The organism is Rheinheimera gaetbuli (assembly GCF_054781935.1).
In genome coordinates, this window is sequence record NZ_BAAGTL010000025.1 from 232,347 (window position 1) to 258,515 (window position 26,169).

Genomic DNA, 26,169 nt, shown 5'->3' on the forward strand with positions numbered 1-26,169 from the left:
TCACTTTGGCCAGTGTAGAGAGGCTGCCGGGCAAAATCATTGATATAAAACAAAGTTGAACAGGCAGCTTTCATCGTAAAAACAAGAAGATACCACTTTGTGGGTAGCGGCGTTATTGCAGCCAGCGCCAGGCCTGACAGCTACTCTTACCCACTTTGGCTAGAGCCATAGCCGCAACCAAGCGCACCCGGCGCGTCAGAGGTACACCCTCTTTGCTGCAGCAGCGTCAGCCTTTGGCGTTACACTAAGCAGTAATACTGTTTGCCGGATGTTTTGTTATGCCGCCACCTGCTGCCACCAGCCTGAGCCAGGCCACGCTAAACGGTGCTAACCGGGCATTATTGCTGGCCACACTGGCTTTTGCTGCCTGTTTTTCAGTCTGGACACTGTATGCGGTAATGGGGCTGCAGCTACAGCAACAACTTGAACTTAGCGCGACCGAATACGGCTTTTTATTAGCAGCGCCTATTTTAACCGGTGCGTTATTACGTATCCCGCTGGGGATCCTTGCTGACCGTATCAGCGCCCGGCTGTTGTGGCTATACCAAATGCTGGCGGTAATACCAGCCTTGTTGCTGCTGCCGCTGGTGGACAGCTATAGCGGTTATTTATGGCTGGGGTTGTGGTTTGGTATTAGCGGTGTGTCTTTCACCTTTGGCGTACGTTATGTCAGCCAGTGGTTTGCCTCCAGCCGTCAGGGCCGGGTACTGGGCTTATTTGGTGTGGGCAATGCCGGTGTGGCTATTACCTTTGTGCTGGTACCACTGGCTATTAAGTATGCAGGCTGGCAGTGGGTGGGGCCTTTATATGCCGGCGGCATGCTGTTAATTAGCCTGTTATTTATCTTGCTGGCGCCAAAAGAACCGCTGCAGTTTAGCCCAGCCAAACACCAAGCGCTTAGCCTGCGCCAGCTTTGCAGTGACGCCCGCATCTGGCGATTTTCCCTGTATTACTACTTTGTATTTGGCAGCTTTTTAGCTCTGTTATTGTGGCTACCACAATACTATATGCAGGCCTATGCTATGGATGCGCAGCAGGCGATGGCCTTTACGCTGTTCTTTGTTGCCACCTCCAGTATGGTGAGGGCGCTGGGTGGCTGGTTTGCCGATCGCTATGGCGGCCGGGCGGTAAACTGGAGCGTATTCTGGGTCTGTATCGTTTGTTTGTTTTTTTTAAGTTACCCACCCACCACGTTAATTATTCATGGCCTGGAAAAAGACGTACAGCTGGAAATTGGTCTGAATGTGTGGTGGTTTACCTTACTGATTTTTATCATCGGCGTAGCACAGGGCTTTGGTCGTGCTAGTGTGTATAAGGTTATTCACGATTACTACCCACAGCATATGGGCAGTGCCGGCGGCTTTGTTGCCGCCATTGGCGCCTTAGGAGGTTGCACCCTGCCCATTTTATTTGGCGTAGCACAAGATGTGCTGGGCATAGTCACCGGCTGTTTTATGATCTTATATGGCGTTCTGGCGCTTTGTATGATCACCATGTTTTTTGCCAACCAGGCCGCACAATACCAGCAAAAACTGGCACAGGCGCGCAGTAATAATTTCTTACTTGATGATGACACTTCTGACCACGAGGACAACACATGCAGATAACCGATCTGGCTACTGAGCAAAAGCTGTTACCCCTGCTACGCCAGGCATTTCGGCCAATGTTTTTATTTGGTGCCGCTTTTAGCGCCATTGCTATGCTGCTATGGGGCCTGACATTGGCCGGCCAGCTTCAGCTAAAACCCTTCGCCAATGTGCTGTTTTGGCACAGCCATGAAATGCTGTTTGGTTTTGTTAGCGCCATTGTGATTGGCTTTTTGCTTACCGCAGTACAAAACTGGACCGGGCTCCGTGCGCCGCATGGTAAAAGTTTATTGTTTATCAGCCTGCTGTGGCTGGCTGGCCGGTTATTACTACTGTTTGGTCAGGGGTTACCGCTGTATCTGGTAGCTGCTGTTGATTTAAGCTTTTTACCAGTATGCGCTTTTCTGCTGGCAATACCGCTTATTAAAACCGGCCAGCAGCGCAACCTGTTTTTTATTCCGGTACTACTGTTACTGACCGCCTGTAACCTGCTGATGTATATCGGGGTAGCAACGTCACGCTATGAACTGGTGCAACTGGGCAGCCAGAATGCGGTGTGGCTCATCACCCTGCTAATGGCGATTGTCGGCGGCCGCGTATTACCGATGTTTACCGCCAATGGCACCCAAACCAAAAAGGTCGATGCTATTGTCTGGCTGGATCGCGCCGCGCTGGGTTCTTTATGGCTGATTTTCGTGCTGCACTTTTTTGCGATAAACAAATACCTGCCGCCGCTGGCGATAAGCGGCTTATTTGCCCTAAGTGCCCTGCTAACCGGCCTACGCTGCCTGCGCTGGAAAATCTGGCTTACGGTTAAAGTGCCGCTGCTGTGGTCGCTGCATCTGGCGTACTGGTTTATACCGCTAGGGCTGGCACTTTACAGTGCGCGCTACGCCGGCGTGAATATCAGCAACAGCATAGCGCTGCATGCGTTAACCGCCGGCGCCATGGGCAGCATGATTTTAAGCATGATGGCGCGGGTATCATTAGGCCACAGCGGCCGCATGTTAAAGCCACATGCGCTGATGTCACTGGCGTTTTTGCTGGTGCTGGCAGCGGCCATCAGCCGCACGCTATTAATTTGGCTGTGGCCGGCGCAAACCATGCAATGGTTGTGGCTGGGTGTTGGCGGCTGGGTGCTGGCCTATACGCTTTACGTGCTGGTGTATTTTCCGGTGCTAACCACACCCAGGCCAGATGGCAGACCGGGTTAAACCACCTTACCTCTGAAGGGGTAAGGCTGCGGCGGCTTTGATTTATATCAAGCCGCCAGCTGCAACAGCTTTTACACTGGGTAAATATTTCCACCACAACGGAGCTCAGTATGAACACCGACTACCAAGACAAGCCGCTGGTGTATGCCTGCTCCGGCTGCTCAAACGTCGCCCAGCTGGCCAACGATTTGGCCGTAGTGCTCGATCGCGAAGGTTCTGCGCAAATGTCCTGTATTGCCGGCGTTGGCGGCAAAGTAAAGCAACTGGTAAAAGTAGCCCAATCCGGCCGGCCAATACTGGCGGTAGACGGCTGCCCGCTTAACTGCGTAAAACAAACCCTGGCTACAGTAGACGTAGTACCCACCTGGCATATAGAACTCACCACACTGGGCTATAAAAAGCGCGACCATGAAAACTGTGACTTAGGCGATGCCTATAAATTACTGCAAATGGTACACAGCGATATACTTCGCTGAGCATTCAAACGAATGCCAATCCTATCCACATATATTACAAAGCGGATCTTTATTTAGGTTAAATGAGCTCCACTGGCTACTTAGGCCATCAAAAAGCTGTAACTTGCCGTACAGAGGCGTGCCTGTGCCTGCAAGAATTTTTACCGCTTCCAGCGCCTGCATGCTGCCGACAACCCCAACTACCGGGCTTAAAATACCGGCTTCCATACAGGTTAACTGCTGCTCGCCAAACAATTTGCTTAAACAGTGATAACAAGCGCCGTCGCCCTGCATACTGAAGCTGGCGACCTGGCCTTCAAAGCGGATAGCCGCGCCGGAAACCAGCGGTACTTTAGCGCTAACGCAAGCAGCGTTAATCGCATTGCGGGTAACTAAATTATCAGTGCAATCCAGCACCAATGCATACTGTGGCACCAAAGTAGCTAAATCTTCAGCATTTAAGCGTTGGCATAGTGCTTCAATCGTGATGTCGGCATTAAGCTGGCGCAAGCTTAAAGCGGCCTGCTGTGCTTTGCTCTGGCCAATATCCGCTTCGCGGTACAGTATTTGCCGCTGTAAATTACTGCGGTCAATGGTATCGTCATCGACCAGCGTAATATGCCCTACGCCACTGGCCACTAAATAAGGCGCCGCCGCACAGCCCAAGCCGCCCATACCAATTAGCAGTACCGAGCTTGCCAGTAGTGCCTCCTGGCCACGAAAATCCATGGCCGGCAGCATTATTTGGCGGCTGTAGCGCATTGCCTGTTGTGTTGTCAGCTCAGTTGGCTTGATGGGTGTTGTCATTCTGGATATCCTGATTAATCTGTTCTGGCCGCCGCCAGAGCCATATGGCCACCAATAATAAGACGCACGGTAACAGCAGTTTTAACGGCAATGCGACAGTGGATAACTGCAGCAGTAATGAACTTTGCAGCATCATGGCGCTGGCCAGGTATTTAGCGCGCCGCGGTACGATACCAGATTGGCGCCAAGCCAACACCGGCGGCCCGAGCTTGGGGTGCGCCAATAAGCATAACTCCAGCGCTGGCCAGCCTTTTCCAGCTGACCAGACGCTAAGCAAAATAAACGGCACAGTTGGTAAAACCGGCAGCGGTATACCTATTAAACCCAGCACTAAGCTGCATATTGCCAGAATGCGCCAAAACGCCAGCTTTATTAACGTCAAATCCCCTCCGTTCAAATGGGGGCAGAGTTATCTGCGCCTATTTAAGCCCTAAACGCTGCGCCAATTTATGTAGGTTGCTCGGGTCTAGCTCTAACTGTCTGGCCGCCTGTGACCAACTGCCACAGTGTTGTGCCAGCGCCTGTTGGATCATCTGCCTTTGTAACTGGCTTACTGCCTGCTTTAGCGCTATGCCGTTGGCTATCGTATTGCCATGCACTTCGGTATGCACTATTGCAGCAGGCGCAGTTTCAATATCCAGCAAAGCGGCTTCTAAGGTTACAATATCGCTGCGCGACGCGCCCTGACTAAGCGCTTTAATCGCTGCGCGGCTAATCACATGCTCCAGCTCGCGCACATTGCCCGGCCAGCTGTAGCTAAGCAAGGCCAGTTCTGCATCGCCGGATAAACGCAGCGCACGCAAACCCAAGCGACTGCGGTTTAACTCGAGAAAATGTCCAGCCAGTAATGGAATGTCATCCGGCCGATCACGCAGTGGCGGTATCGGCAAAGGATATACTGATAAGCGGTGATACAAGTCGGCGCGAAATTCACCGCTTTTAACCTGTTGTTTTAAATCACGGTTAGTGGCGGCAACCAAGCGCACATTCACCGTACGGCTTTTATCGGAGCCGAGGCGCTGAATCTCGCCGTTTTGCAGTACCCGCAATAACTTGGCCTGCACCGCCAGTGGCAGTTCACCCACTTCATCTAAAAACAAGGTGCCGCCATCGGCGGCCTCAAAGCGGCCGGCGCGTTCACTTTGGGCACCGGAAAAGGCACCTTTGTTATGGCCAAACAGCTCACTTTCAGCCAGGCTTTCCGGCAAGGCGGCACAGTTAATATAAATCATCGGTTTGGCAGCACGCGCCGAGCTGCGGTGCAAATGGCGTGCAAACAGTTCTTTACCTACCCCGGTTTCACCCAATAACAGCACGGGTAAATCCGAGTTGGCCACCACCGTCAGCTCCTGCAATATTTGCTTTAACGCACTGCTTTGGCCAATCAGCTCGTAACGCTGTTTGGCGGCAGGTTCAAATTGCTGCTCGTCGGCTTGATGATTAAGCCTAAGCGCACGGTTGGCTTGCTCCAGCTCCGTCATCCGCACGGCGGCTTCTACCAGCAGACTATAACGCTGCAACTCATATACTGCTGCAGCTGAAAAACTGCCTGCGGTTAACGCATCCAGTGTTAGTGCGCCCCAACAGCGACCTTCGATGTAAAGTGCTATGCCCATGCAATCGTGCACCGGCAAGGCCTGGCCGGGCTGTTCAGCCAGCAGGCCATCGTAAGGATCGGGTAGTTCAGACTCAGGTTCGAACCGCACTGGGTTACGGCTGGCCAGAATAGCTGCCAATCGAGGATGCTGCGCCACTACAAAACGCCTGCCCTGAGCTTCGCGCACTAAACCATGTAGTGCCACTGGTTTTAGCACATCATGCTCCAGCCTGAGTAGACCCACCGCACCGCAACTAAAGTGGCTGCGCAGCGTACTTACCAAACGCTGCAGGCGCACTGCAGCGGGCAATTCGGTAACTAAGTCGGCAACTAAACTTTCTTGCAGCATGGTATTTTTTACCCTTGGGTAGTTATCACCCTATATTTTATGGGTTTAATTTACCACAGCATAAAATAAAGCTATATAAATCAAAGGTGGTAGTTTTGGCCTGACTCTTGCCCTTTGTTGCTGGAGATTACGTGATTAAGCACATCACGGGTTTGCTAACAGAAACTATTGAGTCAGGAGTGTTTTATGAATTCGGTAGCCGTCTTACCTTTACTAGAGCAATCGCTTGGACAATTGGCAACCAGCATTGCCGGCGCCACGGCAATATTCCATCAATATAAACTGGATTTCTGCTGCGGCGGTAAACAAAGCCTTGCCGACGCTTTGGCCAAAAAGCAGCTTGACCCAGCCGCTGTGCTTAGCGAGCTTCAGCATCTGCAACAGCAGGATAATAGTTTTACCGATTGGCGTGCCAAACCGGTCAAAGAGCTGATTGCCTATATACTGGAACGCTTCCATGAACGTCATCGCCGGCAGTTGCCCGAGCTTAGCCGCTTAGCTCGACGGGTAGAGCATGTGCATGCACTGGATGCCAACTGCCCAACCGGTCTGGCACAGCATCTGGAAGAGATGTATCAGGAGCTGGAAAGTCATATGATGAAGGAAGAGCAAATTCTGTTTCCTATGTTAGCCGGTGGCATTTACCCCAGCGGGCCGATAAGCGTAATGGAAGAAGAACACCTGCAGCACGGTGACGCACTGGAAACTTTAGATAAGCTCACTAACAACATTACGCTGCCAGAGGATGCCTGCAACACCTGGACCGCGCTGTATTTAGGCTTGCAAGAGTTAAAAGAAGATTTAATGCAGCATATTTTGCTGGAAAATGAAATTTTGTTTGTGCAACAGCAGACAAAACCGGCGCACGGAAGCGACGGCCAGAGTTGTTGTGGTAGTTGCCAATAATACTCCCTGATAAACTTACAGCAGTCTACAAGACTTCAAAGTCTCTCATTTGCTAGCTCTTGTAGACGCTGTTAAAAATGAATGTCACTAAACACCAATACCAAATCAAAAATTAATTAGTCTCACATAGACTGGTCCAAACGAAATCATTCTGACAACCATATTCATAATCACTTGTCATCAGGCTGATACACCATTACATCTTCCACTTTGCAGTCGAAATAACGGCAAAGCGCCTCTATCGCATTAGTGGTGGTAGAGTGTTGTATTGCCGGATTCTGCATTTTCGACAAAGACGTTCGGTTAACGCCAGTGTGACGCGCTACTTCACTAACACTAATCTTGCGATTTTCCCGCCGCTCTTTTTCTGCAATCAATTCTTTAATCCTAAAAAGGATCATAGCCCCCCCCAAAAAAAACAAATTGTTCTTTGACAGAACACTTGTAACCTGCAATAATGTTCTCTCAAAGAACAACAGGCAGGTAATTACGATGTCTAAAACACTCATCACCACTAAAGATTTGGCAATGAGAATACATTTCAGTGCCGGCTACATCAACAGAGTTCTTAAAGATGCTGTGTTCATCGAAGGCATTCACTATATCAGACCTTTTGGTGGCAGGAAGATTTTCTATATTTGGGAAGCTGTTGAGCAGGAGCTTTACACCCATACCGTTAGGCCAAGAAATCTCATCCCAATGGCGTCTGGGAGAGTATGTAATGGCTAGCATCGCTGTACGTAATAATAAACTGGTGTTGGATTTTCGCTATAACGGTGTGCGCTGCCGCGAGCAAACAGCACTGACTGACAGTAGAGCTAACCGCGCGAAGCTTATGAAGCTTATCGATGATATTGAAGCAGCCATTCGTCTGGGCCGGTTTGTTTACGCCGACTTTTTTCCAGGCAGCCCGAGAGCTAAGTATTTTGCACAGCTTGATGCATCAGTAAAACAAAGCATTTTGGCGTTACCTCACTCACCCTCTATTGTGCGCGACTGCCCATTGTTCAGCGCATTTACCGCTGAGTGGTTAGATGAAAATGAGAGCATTTGGAAAGCAAGCCACTGTGCAAACGTTAATGCCATTTTTGAACACTACTTACTCCCCACTTTCGGCACGCAAAGACTGGACGCAATAACCCGTGCTGACATTTTGAAGTTTCGATCGCGCTTAACCAAAACAGGTAACGGCAAAAAGCGCATCTCAAATGACTGGATTAATCATATCATGGCGCAACTACGCAAACTTCTGGTAGAAGCATCAAAGCGCTACAGCTTTGACAACCCCTTTGTGGATGTCGAGCCATTAAAAATTGATAAACCGCTGATCAACCCCCTTACATTGCAAGAGGTTCGTATTTTTTTGGCCGGCGTACGCGCTGATTTCAGGCCATATTACACGGTTAGGTTTTTCTCTGGATTACGCACGGCAGAAGTCGATGGGCTTAAATGGAAATTTGTCGACTTTGAACGTCGCCAAATTGTGGTGCAGGAAACCCTCGTCAATAATCTTGAAACAACACCGAAGAATAATTATTCCTACCGCCATGTGCATATGTCGCAGCCAGTATTCGATGCATTGGTGACACAAAAGCGGATAACAGGTGACAAAGAATATGTGTTTTGTAATGCCGCAGGTAACCCGCTCGATCATCGAAACGTAACGAAAAGAATTTGGACACCAACATTAAAATTATTGGGCTTGGCCCACCGTCGGCCTTATGAAACGCGTCATACAGCAGCAACACTCTGGCTGGCTGCAGGTGAGAACCCGGAGTGGATTGCCAGACAACTTGGGCACAGCTCAACTAAAATGCTGTTTGAACGTTACAGTCGATTTATACCAAACATCACCAGACAAGATGGTAGCGCTTTTGAAGCGTTGCTCAGTACCTTGTAAACTGATTAAAGCAACAACGCTCTTATCATCTAGTAGTGAATAGCCTTTTTATTTCCAATCGCGTTTTGCACGCTATCAACAAAAAATGCAAAAACTGCATTACCACGCTATTTCGTCTTACAGTTTGGCTATTACCTGCGTTTTGTAACGTTTCCTGTAGACTTGGCTCGGTATACACAAAATGCAGATGCACAACACCGTTGGCTAGTTTATAAGACCAAAATTCATCTTTATACACCGGCTCCATTTTTAAAAGCTTTGGTTTAATGTCGTTTTGTGCCAATGTCATAAACCACTGATCAAAAAGAAAATTGCCATCACCATCTGTAGAAACATCCGGATCATATAGCGTAGCAGCAATGTCGATACCTTCAGGTATAAGCTTGTTGGCTACATTTAAAAAAGCATTGCAGCGGGATTTTTCGTACACCTGCAATTCCCATAGTGAATTAACGAGTACTCCTGACAAAACCGACAGTCCATCTACAATAGTGGTATCGGTAAGGAAACCTGAGTCCAATGCTTGCTGAGCATTTTCCATCAGCCGTTCAAACGTCTTGCGTGATGCAGAGGGCTTCTTATCTGCCCGTAACTGCCCTGCCGATCGAGGGATAATCGGCAGCAATGGCATTGTGTCAGGACGTTTATGCTGCTGCTTGACCTGTAAACACATTCTTTGGAATAGATGCGTTAAACTGCCGTTTACGACAACTTGTGTAGAGCCATCAATAGCTTTTATGTTTTCATCAGTTTTTAGTTTGCCAATAAAATGGGTTGATTGTTCAAGTTGTTTTAAAGTGGGTAACTGCAATTCAGTTACTTTGACCCGCGGCAAAACAAGGGGTGTATAATCTGAGTTGTTTACCAGTGCAGGAATATCGCATGACTGTCGCAGAAATGAATTGTTAAACCGTACCGCCTCGGCGGGAAATTCCTTAAGGTGCATTTCATCCAATTTTGCACCTTTAACTAAACAACTTAATGCTTTCTGAGTTAACGGCAAATGAGTAGATAGCAGCAAATAGGTGAAGACATCTCGCAAATGAAAGTAAGAACTAAAGGTAATATTGGGCGTATCGTGTCCAACTAATCCCCTCAAAGTAAACACCAATCTTCTGGTTATATTTAATACGCCAAGCCGCTTCTTCAACGCCTGACAGCTTTGCACAGAGAAATATTCATCTTCAAAGCATTTTAGGCCGGTTTGCTGTAGCAGATGGGGCGCTAATATTAGGCGAAAAAACTGCCAACAGACAAATGAATGGCGTAAGTTATGAAATACAAACCCTTCATCTGCAAGATAGCGCCGCAGCAAGTCACTTATGGTACCGAAGGTCGTTACAACGGAGTCATCAAAGAGTAAATCAGATCGGGTTACGCCGGAAGACACAGCAAAACGAAGTTTTTGCTCTAACAGCATCAACCATCGTTGGGGCCAAAATACATTAAGCAGAATTGACCTGGTTCCTGCCGTTGATTTTAATTTACGCTGATAAATAGGTACTATTTTACACAAGATTTGCGTACCCGCTGATGAGTTTACAATTTCAAAGTCACTAACTCTGATAAATTGCGCTTCGCCTCGGCGGCAGCCTGCGTAAAAACCTAAACAGAGTAATATAATAGCATCAACGTACTGTTCACCCAGTGAATGCAAGTACTCAAGCAAGCGCTCCATCTGAGGTACACTAATGACATTTGCGTTGACCTTTCCGGTTTGCGTGCTGACTTCTATATTTGATGCACTAAAGCCATCTACCAGCTCCAGCTTTTCAATAAACAGCGCAAGATAATACAATCTGTTACTTATTGTTGCAGACATGGTTTGGGCAACAGTGTTTAGCTTGTCGGTCAGCTCCTCATCATCCATTTTACACATGTCAAAATCATTCATGACGAGGAGAAAAGCTCTTAGTGGCGCTGAGACGTAATCATGGATTGTGCGGTAAGAAAGAACCTTTTTACTTACACCTCCATTACGCAGTAAATCAACCATGTAATATCCAAATAATAAAACATAGAAATTGTCCTGTGCTTCTGCTTGCTGTATTCGTTTTAGCAGTAAATTAATAATCTTCTGACGTGATTTTCTGGAAGAAGTCGCTGCAATTTGTTTATCAGACTGTTCAACGTTTTTATCTTTTGACCACTTAGCCGGCGTTTTAATAAAGGAAAGCAACTCTCTGATTAGCTTCTCAGTCTGCTTAACAGATTGATAGACCATGCGATGCCGAACGGGTGGATTTTTTATGGCAACATGTGCTTTTTCAAATGCAGATCTGTTAAACGACGGCATCTGTACAGCAGGTATTTTTAAACATTTATCACTGATCGTACGAACAAATATATTTGTCGGCAGCAAAGTCGTTTTAAATCGCTGTAAAATGATATTCGCTTGCACAGGCCCTAAATAGTAGGTCCAATAAAGCTTACGATAATCTTTTAACAAAGAGAGTGTCACTTTTCCTGCATCTGATTGTGAAATGTACGCAAGGTATTTGTTGACATAACCCAGCGCTTTGTTTGAGCTGATTGCAACTTTTTCCAGACACTTGTCTAGATGTTCATATTGTCGCAGCAATTGCAACAAAACCGCGGTATACGGTTGAACGATATAGCGAGTTTGCTCAAACTCATCATCATCAGGTGCAATAAGAAAAACAGCGCCGCCAGCATAATGAAGTTGATACCTGCGAATCATTACAGCTGCATCTTTCAAGCTTTGAACGTTTTCGAACAGATAAAGCACAGCAACCAATCGGCCAATTTCCAACTGCATTTGTTTCAGCTTCTTCGGATACTGTAAATCATTGGTAATTAGCGTATACAATGCAAAAGCAGGGTTTGCATGTAATAACCCTAACGGTCCTATAGTAGGTAAATCTCTTTGCGCAGAGTAGATCTGCGGAATTTGGGCAGCAGAAAATTTATGCTCTCGAACACCATAACGTAAAATCGCTTCCAACACTTGGCGCTGTTTGATTTGCTCGGTCGTATCATTGGAAAAGGCTCTAACTACCCTATCTAGATACTCAGCAGTAAACTCAGTTTTGGCGGCATCGTTTTGTATAAATGTCTTGAGAAGCTGGGTAACACGACCAAAAGCCTGACGATACAATTGAATTTCATCTGGCTTTACATAAGTGAGTATCTCATTGAGCACTTGCGGCTCTGAAAAAGTCGTCAACGTTTCTATATAAGATCCGATTTCCATGCCTTCCATCCTTGTTCTTGCATCAACAATTCGATCTTCGGTGCTAATAAAGAAACACAATCCGTCATGTTCATAGAAGAAAATTCAAACAGTGGAGACTGCCCCTCATGCCAATGGCCCATTTGCCAATTTATGAGCTCAGGTGGCGTATCTGTAGATAAAAGGGCTGATTTAAGCCAGTGCCGCCCCATATTCACTGGTAGTTTGGCGAAAGATCCATTACCTGATTGCAACCAGGTTGGAGAGACCGGCCGGGCCGTTAAATCCTGCTCCAGGTAAAACAGTGGCCCAATCTGCGTTCTGGAGTTCCTGATGTTCGAAAACCATTTTTTCAACAGACTCTGATTGATATGCTTCAGATGAGCATTTACATCAATCACAGATTCAATCTGATAATACAAACTGGGTTCAAAAATTGATAAAAGATGTGCCAACCGAAATATGTGCTTTTCCAGATAAAGCAACTGCTGATTAAGCACTGGAGCAACGGCAACTACTCTGGTATGGGTGTATGTGTCATCGTCTTTATCACTAATCGTCAGTAGGTACTGCTCAGAAATATGTAATGCGAGACTTGGTAATGGATTATGTACTGCGCGATAGCCAGTGCCAAACCCGAGCATCCAGGCAACATAACGTACATAGCAGTTGTGATAATGAACAATTTCATCAATAGTCATTACAGCCGGTGGCTTCGAAGCACGAATACAACTTTGTAATTGTGCAATAAACCGCCGGCAGAATTCAGCAGTAGGGACAAAACGAGATCCTATGTTGTTTTCCTCTGCTGGCAGACAGTTTTTAGGCACAAACATCTCTGAAATTTCATCATCGAGCGCGTAATCAGCAATATCCCGCCATAACTGACGCAACATAGTAAGTCGTTGAACGATATTTAAATTGGCATAGCTTCTGCTCACTCTTGTTGCATAAATATCTTGCTGATAGCTAAAGTCCAATACAACAGGGTCAATAGAATCAGCAGCTTCAACGAAACAAGATATGAATTGCTCAAGCATGTTTAAAGAAACATGGCTTGATTTTAGCTTTTCCGCACTGCGTTTTAGCAACTTGCTTATACGTTTACCAAGCTCTTTTTCAGGCAGGGTAAACAAGGTCTGCCTACCGCTTTCCAACCGCCTTGTACAATAGTCATCTAGCAAAACAGAACAAGGTGTTAGTGCCCAGTCGTTACTGGCATAAAAGTAATCTGGCTGCTCACTAGACAACTTTGCACTATGCCTATGTTTTAACCGCCAATAGCAGCCCTGCTGAGTAACTAAAATTCCTTCTTCCAGATCATGTTTGCTCTTTGTAATTTTAAAACGACACAAAGCAGAAACGGAGATCCCAGTCATCACAACACAGTAAATTGCCAGGGCGGCCTCATTTTGACGTGCAGGAATTTGGCTAAAAAAACGTTTACACAGATTTTTAACCAGTTGAATGCTGCCAGCTGACAACAACTGACGGCTGGATAGATTTAAATTATTTTTTTTACGCAGATATCGCGTTATATTTATCGCGCCATAGGATTGAAGTGCAGGATCAAAGATGGCACCTATTGATGCATTATCAGCAAGACTTCGTGGCTCCACCTCACAAATCGCCTTACTAAATGCCGAAGGAGTAGTATTGCTGTCTGAGGGCACTATGCCATGCTCATCGGTATCTGCTAGTACTTCCTGTATTGGATCAGCAGCCTTTACGTCTGGATTAATCCGGCCCAGCATGCCGCCCCTGTTCCCGAGTTTACGGCGCGGCTTTGTATGAATTTTTCGAACTGGTTCGGACCAGTTATTCGTAAAAAAACGAAGCAGTGTTCTGAATACCCTAGTCAGCGGCTGACCATTGCTGCTATTGCTCACCACCCCTTCGATAGCAAAAGCAATGTAACCTGCATGCCAGCGTTCAATATTTTCTGAAATTTGCATTATATCAAACTCGATTTGCCGCTTATCCTGCAACTGGCGAAAAGCGCGACAGACTTCTTCTGTTCTGCTATGCCGTGCCGGTTGAAAAGCAGGATCTTCCAGTGTGCTTCGACAAGTTAAAAACTGCACAACAAAAGCAGTTAAAAAAAACTGATCTTCTCGGGACTGTTTGAACCCTGAAGCAGCGAAAAGCAGGTAATACAAAGGGTATTTTGACGCCCAGAAAGCACTGGGTCTGTTTTTCTTATACAAGTCAGCCGCATTTTTGCCGAGGGTTCCGGAGATATCTACTTTCAACACCCGCATAATATTGTCGTCAATACCTATCACTTCGCTATACCCATCGACGGCAGGCTGCAATAAATTGACCAGCGAATTGGCTACATAATAAAAACCAGCTAAATCTTCCGGGGCACCAATGCGCTCAAGTAACTGCTCGAATATATGCTCATAAGTGTCAATGTGCGCTGGTGACTCAGCGTCAGCTCGCCTACTCAGTTGTTCTATGAGCTTGGTTTTAATTTCGTTTTTAACCATCGGATAACTCCGACTTATCACGAAATGTCTTGCTGCTAATGCCCTGCCACTTGCATAGTTGCGCTTTGTTACAAACTTGAGGATACAATGCCTGCCAAAACGGTGAAGTGAAAATGCCCGCTGTTTGTGTTTCAAATAGTTTGCAAAGTATTTTGTGCAGGTTTTCCACGCCCGATATCGGTTGTCTCTCAAGCAAAATAGCGGTGAGCTCTGCAATCAGCAGCATTTCAAGCTTGTCTTTTCGTGGTTTTGACGTAAATACGAAAGCCGGAAGTTGGGTTGGCTTGTTAATAAGAACCCGGTAGTAAGTAGTAATACCGGCGACTACCCTGAAGACTCCTGCGTTATCGAAATAACCGATGATTGGCTGTAAATAATGATCAAATAGTGAAAGTCGCTTTACACGTGCATCAATCGCAGGAGATGCTTTGATAATAGCGAGTAAATTGACGCGTGTTAAAATTTTTGTGCTGTTTGCATCAAGCTTAACGTCATGCAAACACGTATCAACCATACGCCACTGTAGCGTGCTGTCTAACTGTTGCAAGTTCCGCTTATAGTTAAAATCATCCTTGTTCATAAACCAGCCCTTCCTTAACCGCTTTAAGGGGTATACTAGCTTAAGAAAATCAAGGAACCTTTTTAAACTAAAAATATTTTATATAAATTTCATGACGTTAGTCATTTACAACAAAAATATTTTCCGCAGGCCATTTTTATTTAGTTAGTCATGAGAAAAAATTATCCGGCACAACAAAGATGTCGTACCGGATGACTTTCGGATCTCTTTTCAAAGGTATCAGTGCGGAATACTCCCGGTTAAGTCGATAAACGACACACCGTGGCAAGACTCCCCTAAACAGCAGAACACCAGCTTCTGCCAATGCATCAGCATGAGCTTGTGGCCGATGAGCGGAATTACATCGAGCGGGTCTTGCATTTCCGCGCCAGCCTTTGCACCAGCCAACCAGGTGTATTGGTTGTTTTCCTGCACAAAGAGATTCCAGCCGGCTTCAAGGTCCCCTTTTATGCTGGTTTTACAAACCACCTTGGGCACTTCTTTTTCCAACCCATACCAGTCGGCGAGGCGGCCTGAATCAATCAGGATAATCTCGTTGTTCTGCCGCGTTTGATAAGACGAAATTGGCGTTAGTATCTGCATAACGGCTCCTTGGCTGAATTAATGATATTGACCGGTGGCGTCTGCTGTTTGCATCGCGCGACTAAACTGAATAACCGGATGACACTGATGTTCAACCGGGCCTAACTGCTGCGACTTTTCAGCTAAAAAAGTGCATATTTGCATTAACACCGGGCTGACCAAAAAGTGCTCTATCTCTTCAACAAAGCTGTTTTCTGCAGAGCATTCCAGCAAGCCCTCAATCCCCAAAAACATATATTCGTAAGCATTTTGCGGGCAAATAATACGGCGGCTAACCCGATAATCTGTAGATAAGCTAAACCCAAACAGTAACGCCGAGGCGATACACCCCTGATGTGCCAGCATTTGACAAAACGCCTGTTGCTCAACGCTGTACAGTTGTTGAAAACCATAGCGGCCCTGTCGTGTGTATGGGTATAAAAAGCGCTGGTGTACGCCTTTAATCTGCTTAACGTGGTTAGACTCAGCTACCTGTTCAGCGGTGATAAAATTGCCAAGCCACACATGGACTGGCGTGTATAACAGGGTTAAATCGCTCATTGCACCTCTCCCATCGGCATATCATGGTCCAGCAGCCAGCGCACAAAATTGCGCTGCAGCGTTTTAAACTCAATTTCGCGCACACAGCTGATACAACAACATTCCTGCTTTACCCAGTCATACACCAGCTCTGTATTGTCAAGCGGCTCGCCAGGGCAAATGAATGCTGCCAGTTGTCGCCCGTGCGCGTCGATATGCAGCACGGTGATGAGATGCAGCGTTAACTGCCGCACCTTTTTCCTGAAAGTGCTATCAAGAACTTGCTGTCGATACATCGGTGAAAGTTCGATCTGTATCATTTGGCACCTCCCGTGCGGTGAGCTTTTAATGACGAGTCAAAGGCTGAGTTATCCTGACGTATCACATTGGCAACAAAGCGGCTGGAAACACGAACCAACATTTCGGTCGTAGTATGATCCATCTGGCTGGAAATCCATTCAAGGTTCTCACCCGCCGCCAGCCAAAGCATGGCAGCGGTATGACGGGTTTGATAAAGCACCCGTTCACGCAGGCCACAAGCCTTTAAAGTGGGGTACCCAACTTGCCGGGTAATATTGCATTGAAAATCGGTTTGCATAGATCCCGCTTTCCCAAGCTTAATTCTGCCCATGAGCGATACCTCCTCTTGCCCTTGAATGAGTTGTGCTAACTCTTCCGTAATCAGGTAAGTTTGTGCCATACTTGCAACTCCTCTTTAGGAAGCATTTTGCTTCTCTAGAGAAACAATATTACACCCAATAGATACTTGTCAAGCTCATTTTGTATCTTTTGAGAATCATTTAGGTGCTTTAGAGTGATAAAATGCAACTTTTCCGCGCTACTAGGCGCAAAAAAATTAAAAGTAACAGATGTGATGAGAGATACCGGGATCAACCGCAGTACGTTAACCCGGTTGTATCATGAAACAACGACACGTATCGACTTTGAGACGTTAGAAACGCTCTGCAAATACCTGGAGTGTGATATAGCGGATTTTCTTCAGATTGTGGACAACGATAGTGAAAATTAAGCAGTAATAGAGAGCATGGTTAGTTAACACTATAACGAAGCATTACCCTGCCGGTGGGGGAACCCAACGTTTTTGCTTTGGCTTACAGGGCATTAATAAGTTGGATCCTAACTTTGTCCATTACAGCAATCTGAGCAAGTCCCAAAATGGCTTTAGATTGTCGGTGCTGGTAACGGTATTCACCCCAACCTGCTGGCCCGGCGCAGGTAAAAAGCCACGTCGTGCTCTTGCTTAATGCCTGCATCGAGTTTGATAGATGCAGAGCTGGTTTGAGTTTTGTCTTTTAGGATCATAAATTTAGTATTTTTAAAAATGTAATTGTGCCTTTGTCTTACCAAGACAGGATTACTTTAAGCGTCTTCAGCGCCATATTCCATATCATGCAAAAGTTGCTTGGAGGCTTCAGCAACACTACGCAGAATGCTTATATCAACAACACCTAAACGAGTTGGGTTTGCTACAACCCTTCCAGCTTTAAGGTAGTCATCATGATTACAAATAATGCGAATATATCGCTTCAACAGCTCCACAGGCGTGCTATCGCGCTTTAGCTGCTTTTTAAGGCTTTCCGTAAATCTCTGGATGCTGGCATCTTCATCATCTTCATCTTCTTCGTTCAATTCGCAATAAATCACTTCGGCCAAGCGGGCTTTAGTCCAGCCCAGCTGCTTTTGCATAGCAATTATTTCGTCTTGCAGGTGTTTTACCTGCTCATTGTCCCGAATTGTCCCTGTCGGCAATTTAGTATCACTCCTGTTCGCAGCAATGATGCTGCGGGCTAATCAAAAACGTTATCAATGCGTTGATACGCAAAGGAGATTCAAATGTCTACACCTATGACAAAAGCAGCCGCAGCTCGCATTCAATCAGCCACCGCTAAAGCAAACGGCGGTGTGGTGCCCAAAGGCTCATTTGCTGCCAAGGCGACCAGTGCGGCCGCCAAAAATGCCGCTTCACGCCCTGCACCACCAAATGGCCCAAGTAAAACAGGTAACCCATCAGGTAAAGGCCGTGGAAATAACCCTCCAGCACCTGCTCCTGTAAAAGGCAAATAAGGTTTAGCTTAGGCCGGGGCAACCCGGCCTTTTAGCGGCAGCTTTTTAAGTGTTTGCTAAACAGCTCAACAAACTCAGGTGTCTTGCGCTTTAAATCCTTACCGCTAACATCAGGCATGGTCTTATCCAGTGCGCAAGCACAAGACCGGGTTAAACTCTGCTGCATATTCTTCGTCAAATTCACACCAGGTGGGTTAGAGCAGTAACTAATAATTTCGTAAATTGCTGCCGATGGATAGCGGTCGGCTTCAAAAAATTCGCGGTCAATTTTTTGGCCAATAATGGCCGTACCCACCAAAACTAAACCGGTAGAAAAGATAGAGCCCGTGATCTTTCTAAACGAAAAACCAGCAAAGCTCTTTTGGCATTTGTGGCAGCTGATATTTTCGGCAAATTCGATGGTGTTGCCAGTGTCGCAATGAGGGCATTCGATATTCATTACTGCTTAGTGTCCCTACTACTTTAATCCAAATTGAAAGTATTTTCTCAGACCGCCTCATAAAGGCATGTCTAATCCGACAGAGCTATTGGTACTTGGGATAAGCTCTAAACGTCACTTTTGACTAAACGGAGCATATATGAAAACAATCTATAACCTACTGACCAGTTACTCAGGCCAATATCATGCCGATGATATTGCACTCGTTGTTATTTGCTGTGCCATAGCCATTTTTACCAGAGATTTAACAACAGCTTGCGATATTGGCTTGATGTACTGTTTTTCTAAAATTTACTAAACCAGATATAACAACAACCCTGTAAAAACAGCATTAGTTATATCAAAGCTGTCTTGATGCGTAACCTGTAGTTAACTACACTACGCGCATCTCATCTACCATGCGTAGAAGGAGTTACGGCCCCGTCCCTTTCGGGGGGCGCGGCCAGCCTTAAAACTCAATATCCTTATACCTTTCCCAACGATTCGTGTATTTCTTCCTTTGATGCTCTCTCTCAACCAAGAATGCCGTCCACGGTAGTATGTACGTTTCACGCTGCTCAAGCACCACTAAATAGCCCTCGGCTTCGCACCAAATATGGATCCTGTTGCCGCTACCTTTTTTACTCGGCTCTGCCCATACTTTCAGCTCGGCGGCGGTATCGTTTTCAATAATGGGCTTTGGCCACTTTATGCGCTCACAGCGGCGAATATCTGGCGTGCGCTCAGACTCTACTTCACCCTCAGATATCATGTGCCAGAAGGTGGCTGACTTGCCATCATATTCCGGGTGGCGTTTAAGCCCCAAGCGACGACCTCTAAACACTGGCTTGCTATCAACAAAGTCTGCTTCAAAAGCCGAATACACAGCGGTAAAGAAGCTGTCCCAATTACCTCGATAATCTTCGAGTAACAACAACGGCGGTAGCCAGCTTACTGCCATCGGCTAGCTCCGTTACTTTGCCAGATCATCAGGTTGAATTTATTTTCGCGCAGCATGGTACTAAGCGTCAGTTTATAGCCACTGCGGTATCTAATCCGCTCAATCAACGCAAGTTTGGCGGGATTGCCAGTAAGGTCTCGGTGCAGGTATGACAGAGCGCCAATCAATAAATCGGCCAGTTGCAGCTGTTCAACTTCGTGCGAATGTACCCGCTGTACACGCTGGATCATCTTACGGGAAAAATCGTACGCGTTTTTGCACAGCACATCATGCAATTTGCTAACTTTTTCATGGCCTAGTGTGTCTTTGATATCAATGTAAACCCGATACTGGCTGGATGGCTCAAACACTACTTTTAGCAGGGTAAAGTACATTTTGTAGTACCAGTCATCATGGCTCTGACCAAAATCGCCATGGTTTAGCAAGGTTTTGTCTGGCACCACTACGGCACGAAAATGCAGATCGTCATCGTCAAAAAAGTAATCGACCAGATCCATATAAAACGCCTGTTGGCCGCTACTGACTTTTGTCCATTTCACTTCAAAGTCGGCCGCTAAACCATGGCGCTGCTTTATTTCCCGCAACCGCTTGGCAATTTCAGCACGCTTGTCAGCCGGGCACCACACCGCCCCCAGTACCATAGCTTTTTGGCCATCGTTCTCTAAATGGCAAGATTCATCGCAGTAGAGGTTATACACCGTGCTCATGCCAACACCTGTTCAACCAAAGCTTCCGCTAGAGTAGCTTGCGTTTGTCTAGCTAAATTAATGCGGTGAGATAAAAAACTGCAAATATTTTCAAGTTCATTAAACTTCTGAACAATTAGAGATTGCTCTGCTATAGGAGGCAATGCAAAGACCAACCCCCTCAGTTTCCCCAATGATACAAAAGGTTGAGCTCCTCCAGACGCTTCGCTTTGAAGAGTTTTAGCTAGATGCTTAGTAAATAAAAATACAAACTCTGGTAAGGTACTTTTTTTGTCAAAATATTTGAAAAGAGCAACATTTTTTATGCTAAAAGGCCGAGGATCACTCACCATTACCTGATTGCCAATATTGCCACCTATCATAGAAAACAAAATATCCTCAACTTCGACTAGAGACCTTTTTGATATTTCAATGTGATCTTCTTCAGATATTGTTCGAGCAGTATCAAAATTTATCTTTCCGTCATTGAAATCTTTACTTGTTACTAAAGGATAGACATTTTCGCCAAAAGCATCTTTTGGCGAATCATGTGTACCATCACGAACATCTATGACCTCCTGAAGCCTACACCACTCCCACCCCTCCGGCAGTTCAAACGGTTTGTCCTCATCACTTATAGGCGGTAGTGGTTTTTGTTTTTTAATTTTACCGGCTTTTACCAGGGCGTCTTTTTCAGCGGCGATGCGTTTTAGCAGTTCGCTGGCGGGTTCTTCGTTGGGGTCTTGTTTAACCAGCTTGCCCATTACTGCTAGTTGCAGGATGGTTTGCTTTAGCGCGTCGATGCTGTATTCGGTGGTAAACAGCATGTCAAAGTGTGCCGCCAGGCGCTGCCAGTTGGTGGCCAGTTCATCGGCGTTTTGGCTTTGGGTTAAGGTGGCCAGTAAGGCATCCACCAGTTGGTTATGGGCGTCGAGCTGCTGGTAGCTTTGCTGTTCCAGTTGATCGCAAAGGGCCATTAGCTCGTCGACTTTTTCAACGATTTTACTTTGCTCAGCTAAAGGCGGAAGCAAAATAGGAGTAGCTATAATTTTCTCTCTGGAGATATTTGGCTGAGCACCGCCTGCTCCCATACTAACGAAGCGATGTTTGTAAGCTTTCAATAATGTAAGCAAATAGACGTTGGTAATACCGCAAAAAGGAGTGCACGCACATACCGCTTGATTGGTTGTGCCCTCAACACTAAGAATTGATGCTTTACCGATAGTAGCACCGTACATTGCAATCAATACATCGCCGATCTTGTTTAAACGTAATGAACAATCCTGTAAAGCTATTGAAGTAATCTTCTCTTCAGAAAAATCAATAAAATCAGCAGTTAGTTCACCTGATTTGAACCAAGGAATATCCCCGCCGTAATACTCTGAGCGCGCACGACTAGGTGTGGCTCCAGCTCCCCAATCACCTATTGAACCAAGTCTCGTCAAGACCCAGCCGTTTGGGATGTCATAAGGGATTTCGTTTATACCAACAGGCGCTAACTCTTTTGACTTACGGATTACTTTTGCTTTTATCAGTGCCTCTTTTTCAGCAGCAATGCACTTTAACAGCTCGCTAGCCGGTTCATCATTGGGGTCTTGCGGCACTAACTTGCCGCGCACGGCGAGTTCTAAAATCAGCTCGCGCAGCTTTTTAATACCGGTTAGCTCAATCTTGTTATTGCTCCCCCGCCCGCTGCTGCTTTTAGCGGTTTGCGCTTGTGTCCAAAGGTCTAAATGCTCAGTGATTAGCTGTTCTACTTGCACCGCCATATTACATACCTGCCTTGCTGCTTGTTGGCGTTAGGGCTTCGGCTAGTATGCTTTTTAGCTGATCGCGCAGCTGCTGTATTTCTTGCTGCTGTTTGGCGTAGCTGGCTAACAGCTCTTCCGGGTCGTGGCTTATTTGCTCGCCGATATGCGGGTTTTTACAATCCAGGTTGTAGTTACGTGCTTTAATCTCATCTGCAGATACCTTCCAGGCAAACTCGTTTTCTTCACGCGTGGCAAAGCCATCGGCTTCGCTGCCCCACCAGGCTTCTTCAACCGCGAATTCTTCAAGGCGCATCGGCCGGGTTTTGCTGTAGTTTTTTACACCTTCTGGGTATTGGTGCTCATAAAACCAAATGTCTTTGGTGGGTGTGCCTTTGGTAAAAAACAGCAGGTTGGTTTTAATGCCGGTGTAAGGGTTAAACACGCCATTAGGCAGGCGAACTATGGTGTGCAGGTTGCATTCTTCCAGCAGCTTCTCTTTTAAGCGCGATTTCATGCCCTCGCCAAATAAGAAGCCGTCGGGCAATACCACTGCGGCGCGGCCACCGTCTTTTAGCAGGTGGATGATCAGCGTCATAAACAGGTCGGCGGTTTCACGGGTGCGTAGCGCCTGCGGGAAGTTGGTTTCGATGCCGTCTTCTTCCATGCCACCAAAGGGCGGGTTGGTAATAATGCAGTCGACCCGCTCTTTTGGCCCCCAGCCGATCAGCGGCCGGGCTAAGGTGTTGTCGTGGCGGATATTAAACGGCACTTCAATGCCGTGCAAAATCATATTGGTGGTGGCCAGCAAATGCGGCAGTGGCTTTTTCTCTACGCCAAAGATGCTGTTTTGCAGCACTTGCTCGTCGCTTGGCGTTTTAACGTAATGCTTGCGCTTATGCTCAATGCTGCAGGTTAAAAAGCCGCCGGTGCCACAGGCCGGGTCGAGCACTTTTTCATCCAACCTGGGGTTTACCATGCGCACCATAAACTCGGTAACCGGGCGCGGGGTATAAAACTCACCGGCGTTACCGGCGTTTTGCAAGTCGCGCAGTATTTGCTCGTACATGTCGCCGAACAGGTGGCGCTCTTGCGCTTTGTTAAAGTCGATGCCGTCCTGAATTTTGTTGATCATCTGCCGCAGCAGCTGACCCGATTTCATGTAGTTGTAGGCATCTTCAAATACGCTTTTAATGACAAAAGCGCGCTGGTCGTCGCCTTTTGGCTCCAGGTTTTGCAGTGTGGGGAATAGCTCGTTATCAATAAACTGCTTTAACTCATCACCGGTAATGCCTTCGGCATCAGCGGCCCAGTTACGCCAGCGCAGGGGCTCGGGTATGGGTGAGCTGTAATCGCCAAACATTTCCCATTCCTGCTCTTTATCGTCATAGATTTTTAAGAACAGCATCCAGACTAACTGGCCGATACGCTGAGCGTCGCCGTCGACGCCGACGTCTTTGCGCATAATATCTTGGATGGATTTAATGGTACTGCTGATTGACATGGTGTTCCTTTTCTTACAAATTCGTTTTGTTGACTAGAACCGGCTTACACTAAGCTAACCGTTGCAGGCCAGGATGGCCGAATCGAGCCTACATGGACGTATTTACGGCGTGTTGGCGTGTGTAAGCCGGTTCTCGCATTACGATTTAGTATCACTTAAGCGATACTTTTATCATCGTATAACGCCTGTTCTAATTCCTGCACCGCCTGCTCGTAACCGGCTTTGCCGCCAAAGGCGCGCACCAGCTCGATACCGGTGCCAATTTGGTCAAACGGCGGCAGCTGCAATATTTTAATATCTTCAATGTGCTCTATACCGGTGTCGGCATATTTTTCCAGCAGGTTTTCCAGCACCTGCAAGGCTGCGCCCTGGTACTTGGTAAAGTAATTGCGCTTTTTCACGTTATTGGCGCGCTCGCGCCGGGTAAGTGGCGGTGCATCGTAAACGATATGGGCAATTAAATCGAAGGCATCCAGCTCGTTGCCGCGCTTTTGCTTAACTTCTGCACGAAGTTCGTCCCAAAACACACCCTGCTCGGCCAGTTGCTGAATAATCTCCTGCTTACGCTCGGCGCTGCTCCAGTGGCGGAAGAAGTCTTTTAAGGTGGCAAACTGCTTTTGTACGCACTGCTTGGTGTAATCGGTTAGCGATTCGGTGATAAGCTTACCGTCAGGGCCTAAAAACTGCACCCGCTGGCCTATCATGTTTACCGGCTGGCCGTTAACGAAGAACTTTTTCTTCTTTTCGCCGTCTTCACCGCCCTCTGCGCCTTGGCCAAAGCCTGCATCGCCAGCTTCTTCGCCTTCAGACGTAGCACCATAGCCAGGAATTTCTTCGCCTATGCCTCCGGGCTCGCCTTCAGGTGGAACCGGTTCATCACCCGGTTTAGGGCTGTACACCACAACCGGATCGCCATCAAAATTTGGATCGGCAAACAGCTCGGTGGCCTTTTTAAAATCCATGATGGTAAACCACAGCTTGTCGTAGTCTTCATTAATGCGCGTGCCACGGCCAATAATTTGCTTAAACTCGGTCATTGACTGAATGCGCTGATCGAGCACCACTAACTTACAGGTTTGCGCATCCACGCCGGTGGTCATCAGTTTGCTGGTGGTGGCAATAACCGGGTAGCGGCTTTCAGGGTTAATAAAGTTATCCAGTTCGGCCTTACCTTCGTTATCGTCACCGGTAATGCGCATTATGTACTTACTGTTTTCCCGCACCCGCACCGGATTAAGGTTTACCAGGGCCTGGCGCATGCGCTCGGCATGGTCGATATCATCACAAAAGATTATGGTTTTTTGAAACTCGCCGGTTTTTTGCAGGTACTCAGTTACTTTTTGCGCCACCAGCTGAGTACGCTCGTCAAACACGATATTCCTGTCCATGTCCTTCTGGTTATAGATCCTGTCTTCTATCTCCAGGCCGTACTTATCTTTTTGGCCCTTTTTCGGCCGCCAGCCTAACAGGTCGATATCAAAGTCGATGCGCACCACCTTGTAGGGTGCTAAAAAGCCATCATCAATGCCCTGCTTTAGCGAGTAAGTAAAAATGGGCTCGCCAAAATAGTGAATGTTGCTCACTTCCTTGGTTTCTTTCGGTGTGGCGGTAAGGCCAATATGGGTAGCCGTTTTAAAGTAATCGAGAATATCGCGCCAGGCCGAGTCTTCCCGTGCGCTACCACGGTGGCATTCGTCTATAACGATTAAATCGAAAAAGTCGGGTGAGAACTCGCGGTAAATGTTTTTCTCTTCATCGGTGCCGGTTACCGCCTGATATAGGGATAAGTAAATCTCATACGATTTATTAATCGTGCGGTTGGTGATTTTGGTCATCGCCTGACCAAAGGGTTTAAAGTCGTTGTTTTTGGTTTGGTCGACCAGAATATTGCGGTCGGCTAAAAACAAAATGCGCTTTTTCTGCCGCGATTTCCAAAGCCGCCAGATTATTTGAAACGCGGTGTAGGTTTTACCGGTGCCTGTTGCCATCACCAGCAATATTCTGTCTTGCCCACGCGCAACCGCTTCCACGGTGCGGTTAATAGCGGTCATCTGATAATAACGCGGGCTGCGGCCACTGCCGTCATCGTAGTATGGCGTGTCTACCAACTGCACCGCGCTGTCTTTAAAGCCATGGTGCAGGCAATACCACTGCCATAGCTGCGCCGGAGAAGGAAATTCGTTAAGGGCAAGCTCTTGCTCGGTTTTGCCGCTTAAGCCGGTTTTGTCATGAAATAAAAAGCCATCGCCATTGCTGGAAAACACAAACAGCACATCCAGCGCTTCGCTGTAAGCCAGTGCCTGCTGCATACCAGCACCAACGCTGTGTTTATTGTCTTTGGCTTCCAGCACTGCCAGCGGCAGGTTCTTTTTGTGATACAGCACATAGTCAGCACGGCGTTTTTCACCACGGCTATGCATGCGGCCCCGCACGATAATGCGCCCGGCCGTAAAGGTAAGCTCTTCACGAATTTGGCTTTGCAGATCCCAGCCCGCTTGCTGAATAGCAGGGGTAATAAACTTGGAGCAGATATCACGCTCACTTAAGGACTTTTTATTCATGCACTTACATATCCGTATGATGGTGA

The 26,169-nt window shown here is 46.9% G+C and carries 26 protein-coding genes; 8 read left to right on the forward strand and 18 right to left on the reverse strand.

Features of this window, described 5'->3' with window-relative positions; genetic code table 11:
• The first annotated feature begins 278 nt into the window (after positions 1-278).
• The 3 genes from ACYVIC_RS16190 (at position 279) to ACYVIC_RS16200 (ending at position 3,276) form a co-directional block, all read left to right on the forward strand.
• A complete protein-coding gene (locus ACYVIC_RS16190; protein ID WP_460861627.1) occupies positions 279-1,607 on the forward strand; it encodes an MFS transporter in 1,329 nt (442 codons plus the stop codon).
• Positions 1,598-2,800, forward strand: coding sequence for an NnrS family protein (locus ACYVIC_RS16195; protein WP_460861629.1), 1,203 nt, complete (start codon positions 1,598-1,600; stop codon positions 2,798-2,800). Before ACYVIC_RS16190 ends, ACYVIC_RS16195 begins: the two co-directional genes overlap by 10 nt.
• A gap of 110 nt (positions 2,801-2,910) precedes the next feature.
• Positions 2,911-3,276, forward strand: coding sequence for a putative zinc-binding protein (locus ACYVIC_RS16200; protein WP_445426618.1), 366 nt, complete (start codon positions 2,911-2,913; stop codon positions 3,274-3,276).
• Between the two features lie 21 nt (positions 3,277-3,297).
• Here ACYVIC_RS16200 and moeB read toward each other — a convergent pair whose 3' ends face one another.
• Genes moeB through norR form a run of 3 tightly spaced genes read right to left on the reverse strand, consistent with a single transcriptional unit; the run spans position 3,298 to position 6,008 of the window.
• Positions 3,298-4,062 (reverse strand): molybdopterin-synthase adenylyltransferase MoeB, encoded by a 765-nt coding sequence (moeB, locus tag ACYVIC_RS16205; protein WP_460861630.1) that lies wholly within the window; start codon positions 4,060-4,062, stop codon positions 3,298-3,300.
• Positions 4,037-4,444 carry a YbaN family protein gene (locus ACYVIC_RS16210; protein ID WP_460861632.1) on the reverse strand — a complete coding sequence of 136 codons (408 nt, stop codon included), beginning with the start codon at positions 4,442-4,444 and terminating at the stop codon, positions 4,037-4,039. The genes moeB and ACYVIC_RS16210 overlap by 26 nt, the downstream gene beginning before the upstream one ends.
• A 37-nt stretch (positions 4,445-4,481) precedes the next feature.
• Entirely contained in the window at positions 4,482-6,008 is a 1,527-nt protein-coding gene (gene norR / locus ACYVIC_RS16215; protein ID WP_460861633.1) for a nitric oxide reductase transcriptional regulator NorR, read from the reverse strand.
• 186 nt (positions 6,009-6,194) lie between these two features.
• Between norR and ytfE the strand changes: the two genes are divergently transcribed.
• Positions 6,195-6,914, forward strand: a complete 720-nt coding sequence (gene ytfE / locus ACYVIC_RS16220) for an iron-sulfur cluster repair protein YtfE (RefSeq protein WP_460861635.1) — start codon at positions 6,195-6,197, stop codon at positions 6,912-6,914.
• Between the two features lie 170 nt (positions 6,915-7,084).
• On the opposite strand, the gene ACYVIC_RS16225 is transcribed toward ytfE, so the two are convergent.
• Complete coding sequence (locus ACYVIC_RS16225; RefSeq protein ID WP_460861636.1) at positions 7,085-7,315, reverse strand: helix-turn-helix domain-containing protein; 231 nt, start codon at positions 7,313-7,315, stop codon at positions 7,085-7,087.
• A gap of 173 nt (positions 7,316-7,488) precedes the next feature.
• Here ACYVIC_RS16225 and ACYVIC_RS16230 point away from each other — a divergent pair, with 173 nt between their 5' ends.
• Positions 7,489-8,814 carry an Arm DNA-binding domain-containing protein gene (locus tag ACYVIC_RS16230; RefSeq protein WP_460861637.1) on the forward strand — a complete coding sequence of 442 codons (1,326 nt, stop codon included), beginning with the start codon at positions 7,489-7,491 and terminating at the stop codon, positions 8,812-8,814.
• A 25-nt stretch (positions 8,815-8,839) separates the two neighbouring features.
• On the opposite strand, the gene ACYVIC_RS16235 is transcribed toward ACYVIC_RS16230, so the two are convergent.
• The 7 genes from ACYVIC_RS16235 to ACYVIC_RS16265 all read right to left on the reverse strand — a co-directional run bounded on the left by ACYVIC_RS16235 (position 8,840) and on the right by ACYVIC_RS16265 (position 16,880).
• Entirely contained in the window at positions 8,840-12,028 is a 3,189-nt protein-coding gene (locus ACYVIC_RS16235; RefSeq protein ID WP_460861638.1) for a hypothetical protein, read from the reverse strand.
• Entirely contained in the window at positions 12,007-14,499 is a 2,493-nt protein-coding gene (locus ACYVIC_RS16240; RefSeq protein ID WP_460861640.1) for a hypothetical protein, read from the reverse strand. Before ACYVIC_RS16240 ends, ACYVIC_RS16235 begins: the two co-directional genes overlap by 22 nt.
• Positions 14,492-15,079, reverse strand: a complete 588-nt coding sequence (locus tag ACYVIC_RS16245; protein WP_460861641.1) for a hypothetical protein — start codon at positions 15,077-15,079, stop codon at positions 14,492-14,494. Before ACYVIC_RS16245 ends, ACYVIC_RS16240 begins: the two co-directional genes overlap by 8 nt.
• Positions 15,080-15,298: 219 nt before the next feature.
• Entirely contained in the window at positions 15,299-15,661 is a 363-nt protein-coding gene (locus ACYVIC_RS16250) for a hypothetical protein (RefSeq protein ID WP_460861643.1), read from the reverse strand.
• An 18-nt stretch (positions 15,662-15,679) separates the two neighbouring features.
• Positions 15,680-16,201 (reverse strand): hypothetical protein, encoded by a 522-nt coding sequence (locus ACYVIC_RS16255; RefSeq protein WP_460861645.1) that lies wholly within the window; start codon positions 16,199-16,201, stop codon positions 15,680-15,682.
• Positions 16,198-16,500 carry a hypothetical protein gene (locus tag ACYVIC_RS16260; RefSeq protein WP_460861647.1) on the reverse strand — a complete coding sequence of 101 codons (303 nt, stop codon included), beginning with the start codon at positions 16,498-16,500 and terminating at the stop codon, positions 16,198-16,200. Before ACYVIC_RS16260 ends, ACYVIC_RS16255 begins: the two co-directional genes overlap by 4 nt.
• A complete protein-coding gene (locus tag ACYVIC_RS16265) occupies positions 16,497-16,880 on the reverse strand; it encodes a hypothetical protein (protein WP_460861649.1) in 384 nt (127 codons plus the stop codon). Before ACYVIC_RS16265 ends, ACYVIC_RS16260 begins: the two co-directional genes overlap by 4 nt.
• 114 nt (positions 16,881-16,994) lie before the next feature.
• Here ACYVIC_RS16265 and ACYVIC_RS16270 point away from each other — a divergent pair, with 114 nt between their 5' ends.
• The gene (locus ACYVIC_RS16270; protein ID WP_460861651.1) at positions 16,995-17,210 is read left to right on the forward strand and encodes a helix-turn-helix domain-containing protein; all 216 of its coding nucleotides are present in this window, start codon (positions 16,995-16,997) and stop codon (positions 17,208-17,210) included.
• Between the two features lie 350 nt (positions 17,211-17,560).
• On the opposite strand, the gene ACYVIC_RS16275 is transcribed toward ACYVIC_RS16270, so the two are convergent.
• The gene (locus ACYVIC_RS16275; protein ID WP_460861652.1) at positions 17,561-17,887 is read right to left on the reverse strand and encodes a hypothetical protein; all 327 of its coding nucleotides are present in this window, start codon (positions 17,885-17,887) and stop codon (positions 17,561-17,563) included.
• A gap of 147 nt (positions 17,888-18,034) precedes the next feature.
• Here ACYVIC_RS16275 and ACYVIC_RS16280 point away from each other — a divergent pair, with 147 nt between their 5' ends.
• On the forward strand, positions 18,035-18,265 hold the full coding sequence (locus ACYVIC_RS16280; RefSeq protein WP_460861653.1) for a hypothetical protein: 231 nt from the start codon (positions 18,035-18,037) through the stop codon (positions 18,263-18,265).
• A 31-nt stretch (positions 18,266-18,296) separates the two neighbouring features.
• On the opposite strand, the gene ACYVIC_RS16285 is transcribed toward ACYVIC_RS16280, so the two are convergent.
• Positions 18,297-18,704 carry a hypothetical protein gene (locus ACYVIC_RS16285; RefSeq protein WP_460861655.1) on the reverse strand — a complete coding sequence of 136 codons (408 nt, stop codon included), beginning with the start codon at positions 18,702-18,704 and terminating at the stop codon, positions 18,297-18,299.
• A 139-nt stretch (positions 18,705-18,843) separates the two neighbouring features.
• Between ACYVIC_RS16285 and ACYVIC_RS16290 the strand changes: the two genes are divergently transcribed.
• The gene (locus ACYVIC_RS16290; RefSeq protein ID WP_460861657.1) at positions 18,844-19,002 is read left to right on the forward strand and encodes a hypothetical protein; all 159 of its coding nucleotides are present in this window, start codon (positions 18,844-18,846) and stop codon (positions 19,000-19,002) included.
• 150 nt (positions 19,003-19,152) lie between these two features.
• Here ACYVIC_RS16290 and ACYVIC_RS16295 read toward each other — a convergent pair whose 3' ends face one another.
• From ACYVIC_RS16295 to hsdR, 5 genes are all read right to left on the reverse strand, one after another.
• Positions 19,153-19,644 carry a hypothetical protein gene (locus tag ACYVIC_RS16295; RefSeq protein ID WP_460861659.1) on the reverse strand — a complete coding sequence of 164 codons (492 nt, stop codon included), beginning with the start codon at positions 19,642-19,644 and terminating at the stop codon, positions 19,153-19,155.
• Complete coding sequence (locus ACYVIC_RS16300) at positions 19,635-20,351, reverse strand: DUF3800 domain-containing protein (protein ID WP_460861660.1); 717 nt, start codon at positions 20,349-20,351, stop codon at positions 19,635-19,637. Before ACYVIC_RS16300 ends, ACYVIC_RS16295 begins: the two co-directional genes overlap by 10 nt.
• The gene (locus ACYVIC_RS16305; protein WP_460861662.1) at positions 20,348-22,099 is read right to left on the reverse strand and encodes a restriction endonuclease subunit S; all 1,752 of its coding nucleotides are present in this window, start codon (positions 22,097-22,099) and stop codon (positions 20,348-20,350) included. Before ACYVIC_RS16305 ends, ACYVIC_RS16300 begins: the two co-directional genes overlap by 4 nt.
• A 1-nt stretch (position 22,100) precedes the next feature.
• Positions 22,101-23,582, reverse strand: a complete 1,482-nt coding sequence (locus tag ACYVIC_RS16310; RefSeq protein WP_460861663.1) for a type I restriction-modification system subunit M — start codon at positions 23,580-23,582, stop codon at positions 22,101-22,103.
• Between the two features lie 155 nt (positions 23,583-23,737).
• On the reverse strand, positions 23,738-26,143 hold the full coding sequence (gene hsdR, locus ACYVIC_RS16315; RefSeq protein WP_460861665.1) for an EcoAI/FtnUII family type I restriction enzme subunit R: 2,406 nt from the start codon (positions 26,141-26,143) through the stop codon (positions 23,738-23,740).
• Between the last annotated feature and the right edge of the window lie 26 nt (positions 26,144-26,169).

Bases quoted from the DNA above. Each gene is read 5' to 3' on its own strand.
- ACYVIC_RS16190 (WP_460861627.1), top strand. From the start codon at position 279: ATGCCGCCACCTGCTGCCACCAGCCTGAGCCAGGCCACGCTAAACGGT.
- ACYVIC_RS16195 (WP_460861629.1), top strand. From the start codon at position 1,598: ATGCAGATAACCGATCTGGCTACTGAGCAAAAGCTGTTACCCCTGCTA.
- ACYVIC_RS16200 (WP_445426618.1), top strand. From the start codon at position 2,911: ATGAACACCGACTACCAAGACAAGCCGCTGGTGTATGCCTGCTCCGGC.
- moeB (WP_460861630.1), bottom strand. From the start codon at position 4,062: ATGACAACACCCATCAAGCCAACTGAGCTGACAACACAACAGGCAATG.
- norR (WP_460861633.1), bottom strand. From the start codon at position 6,008: ATGCTGCAAGAAAGTTTAGTTGCCGACTTAGTTACCGAATTGCCCGCT.
- ytfE (WP_460861635.1), top strand. From the start codon at position 6,195: ATGAATTCGGTAGCCGTCTTACCTTTACTAGAGCAATCGCTTGGACAA.
- ACYVIC_RS16225 (WP_460861636.1), bottom strand. From the start codon at position 7,315: ATGATCCTTTTTAGGATTAAAGAATTGATTGCAGAAAAAGAGCGGCGG.
- ACYVIC_RS16230 (WP_460861637.1), top strand. From the start codon at position 7,489: ATGCTGTGTTCATCGAAGGCATTCACTATATCAGACCTTTTGGTGGCA.
- ACYVIC_RS16235 (WP_460861638.1), bottom strand. From the start codon at position 12,028: ATGGAAATCGGATCTTATATAGAAACGTTGACGACTTTTTCAGAGCCG.
- ACYVIC_RS16240 (WP_460861640.1), bottom strand. From the start codon at position 14,499: ATGGTTAAAAACGAAATTAAAACCAAGCTCATAGAACAACTGAGTAGG.
- ACYVIC_RS16245 (WP_460861641.1), bottom strand. From the start codon at position 15,079: ATGAACAAGGATGATTTTAACTATAAGCGGAACTTGCAACAGTTAGAC.
- ACYVIC_RS16250 (WP_460861643.1), bottom strand. From the start codon at position 15,661: ATGCAGATACTAACGCCAATTTCGTCTTATCAAACGCGGCAGAACAAC.
- ACYVIC_RS16255 (WP_460861645.1), bottom strand. From the start codon at position 16,201: ATGAGCGATTTAACCCTGTTATACACGCCAGTCCATGTGTGGCTTGGC.
- ACYVIC_RS16260 (WP_460861647.1), bottom strand. From the start codon at position 16,500: ATGATACAGATCGAACTTTCACCGATGTATCGACAGCAAGTTCTTGAT.
- ACYVIC_RS16265 (WP_460861649.1), bottom strand. From the start codon at position 16,880: ATGGCACAAACTTACCTGATTACGGAAGAGTTAGCACAACTCATTCAA.
- ACYVIC_RS16275 (WP_460861652.1), bottom strand. From the start codon at position 17,887: ATGCAAAAGCAGCTGGGCTGGACTAAAGCCCGCTTGGCCGAAGTGATT.
- ACYVIC_RS16280 (WP_460861653.1), top strand. From the start codon at position 18,035: ATGTCTACACCTATGACAAAAGCAGCCGCAGCTCGCATTCAATCAGCC.
- ACYVIC_RS16285 (WP_460861655.1), bottom strand. From the start codon at position 18,704: ATGAATATCGAATGCCCTCATTGCGACACTGGCAACACCATCGAATTT.
- ACYVIC_RS16290 (WP_460861657.1), top strand. From the start codon at position 18,844: ATGAAAACAATCTATAACCTACTGACCAGTTACTCAGGCCAATATCAT.
- ACYVIC_RS16295 (WP_460861659.1), bottom strand. From the start codon at position 19,644: ATGGCAGTAAGCTGGCTACCGCCGTTGTTGTTACTCGAAGATTATCGA.
- ACYVIC_RS16300 (WP_460861660.1), bottom strand. From the start codon at position 20,351: ATGAGCACGGTGTATAACCTCTACTGCGATGAATCTTGCCATTTAGAG.
- ACYVIC_RS16305 (WP_460861662.1), bottom strand. From the start codon at position 22,099: ATGGCGGTGCAAGTAGAACAGCTAATCACTGAGCATTTAGACCTTTGG.
- ACYVIC_RS16310 (WP_460861663.1), bottom strand. From the start codon at position 23,582: ATGTCAATCAGCAGTACCATTAAATCCATCCAAGATATTATGCGCAAA.
- hsdR (WP_460861665.1), bottom strand. From the start codon at position 26,143: ATGAATAAAAAGTCCTTAAGTGAGCGTGATATCTGCTCCAAGTTTATT.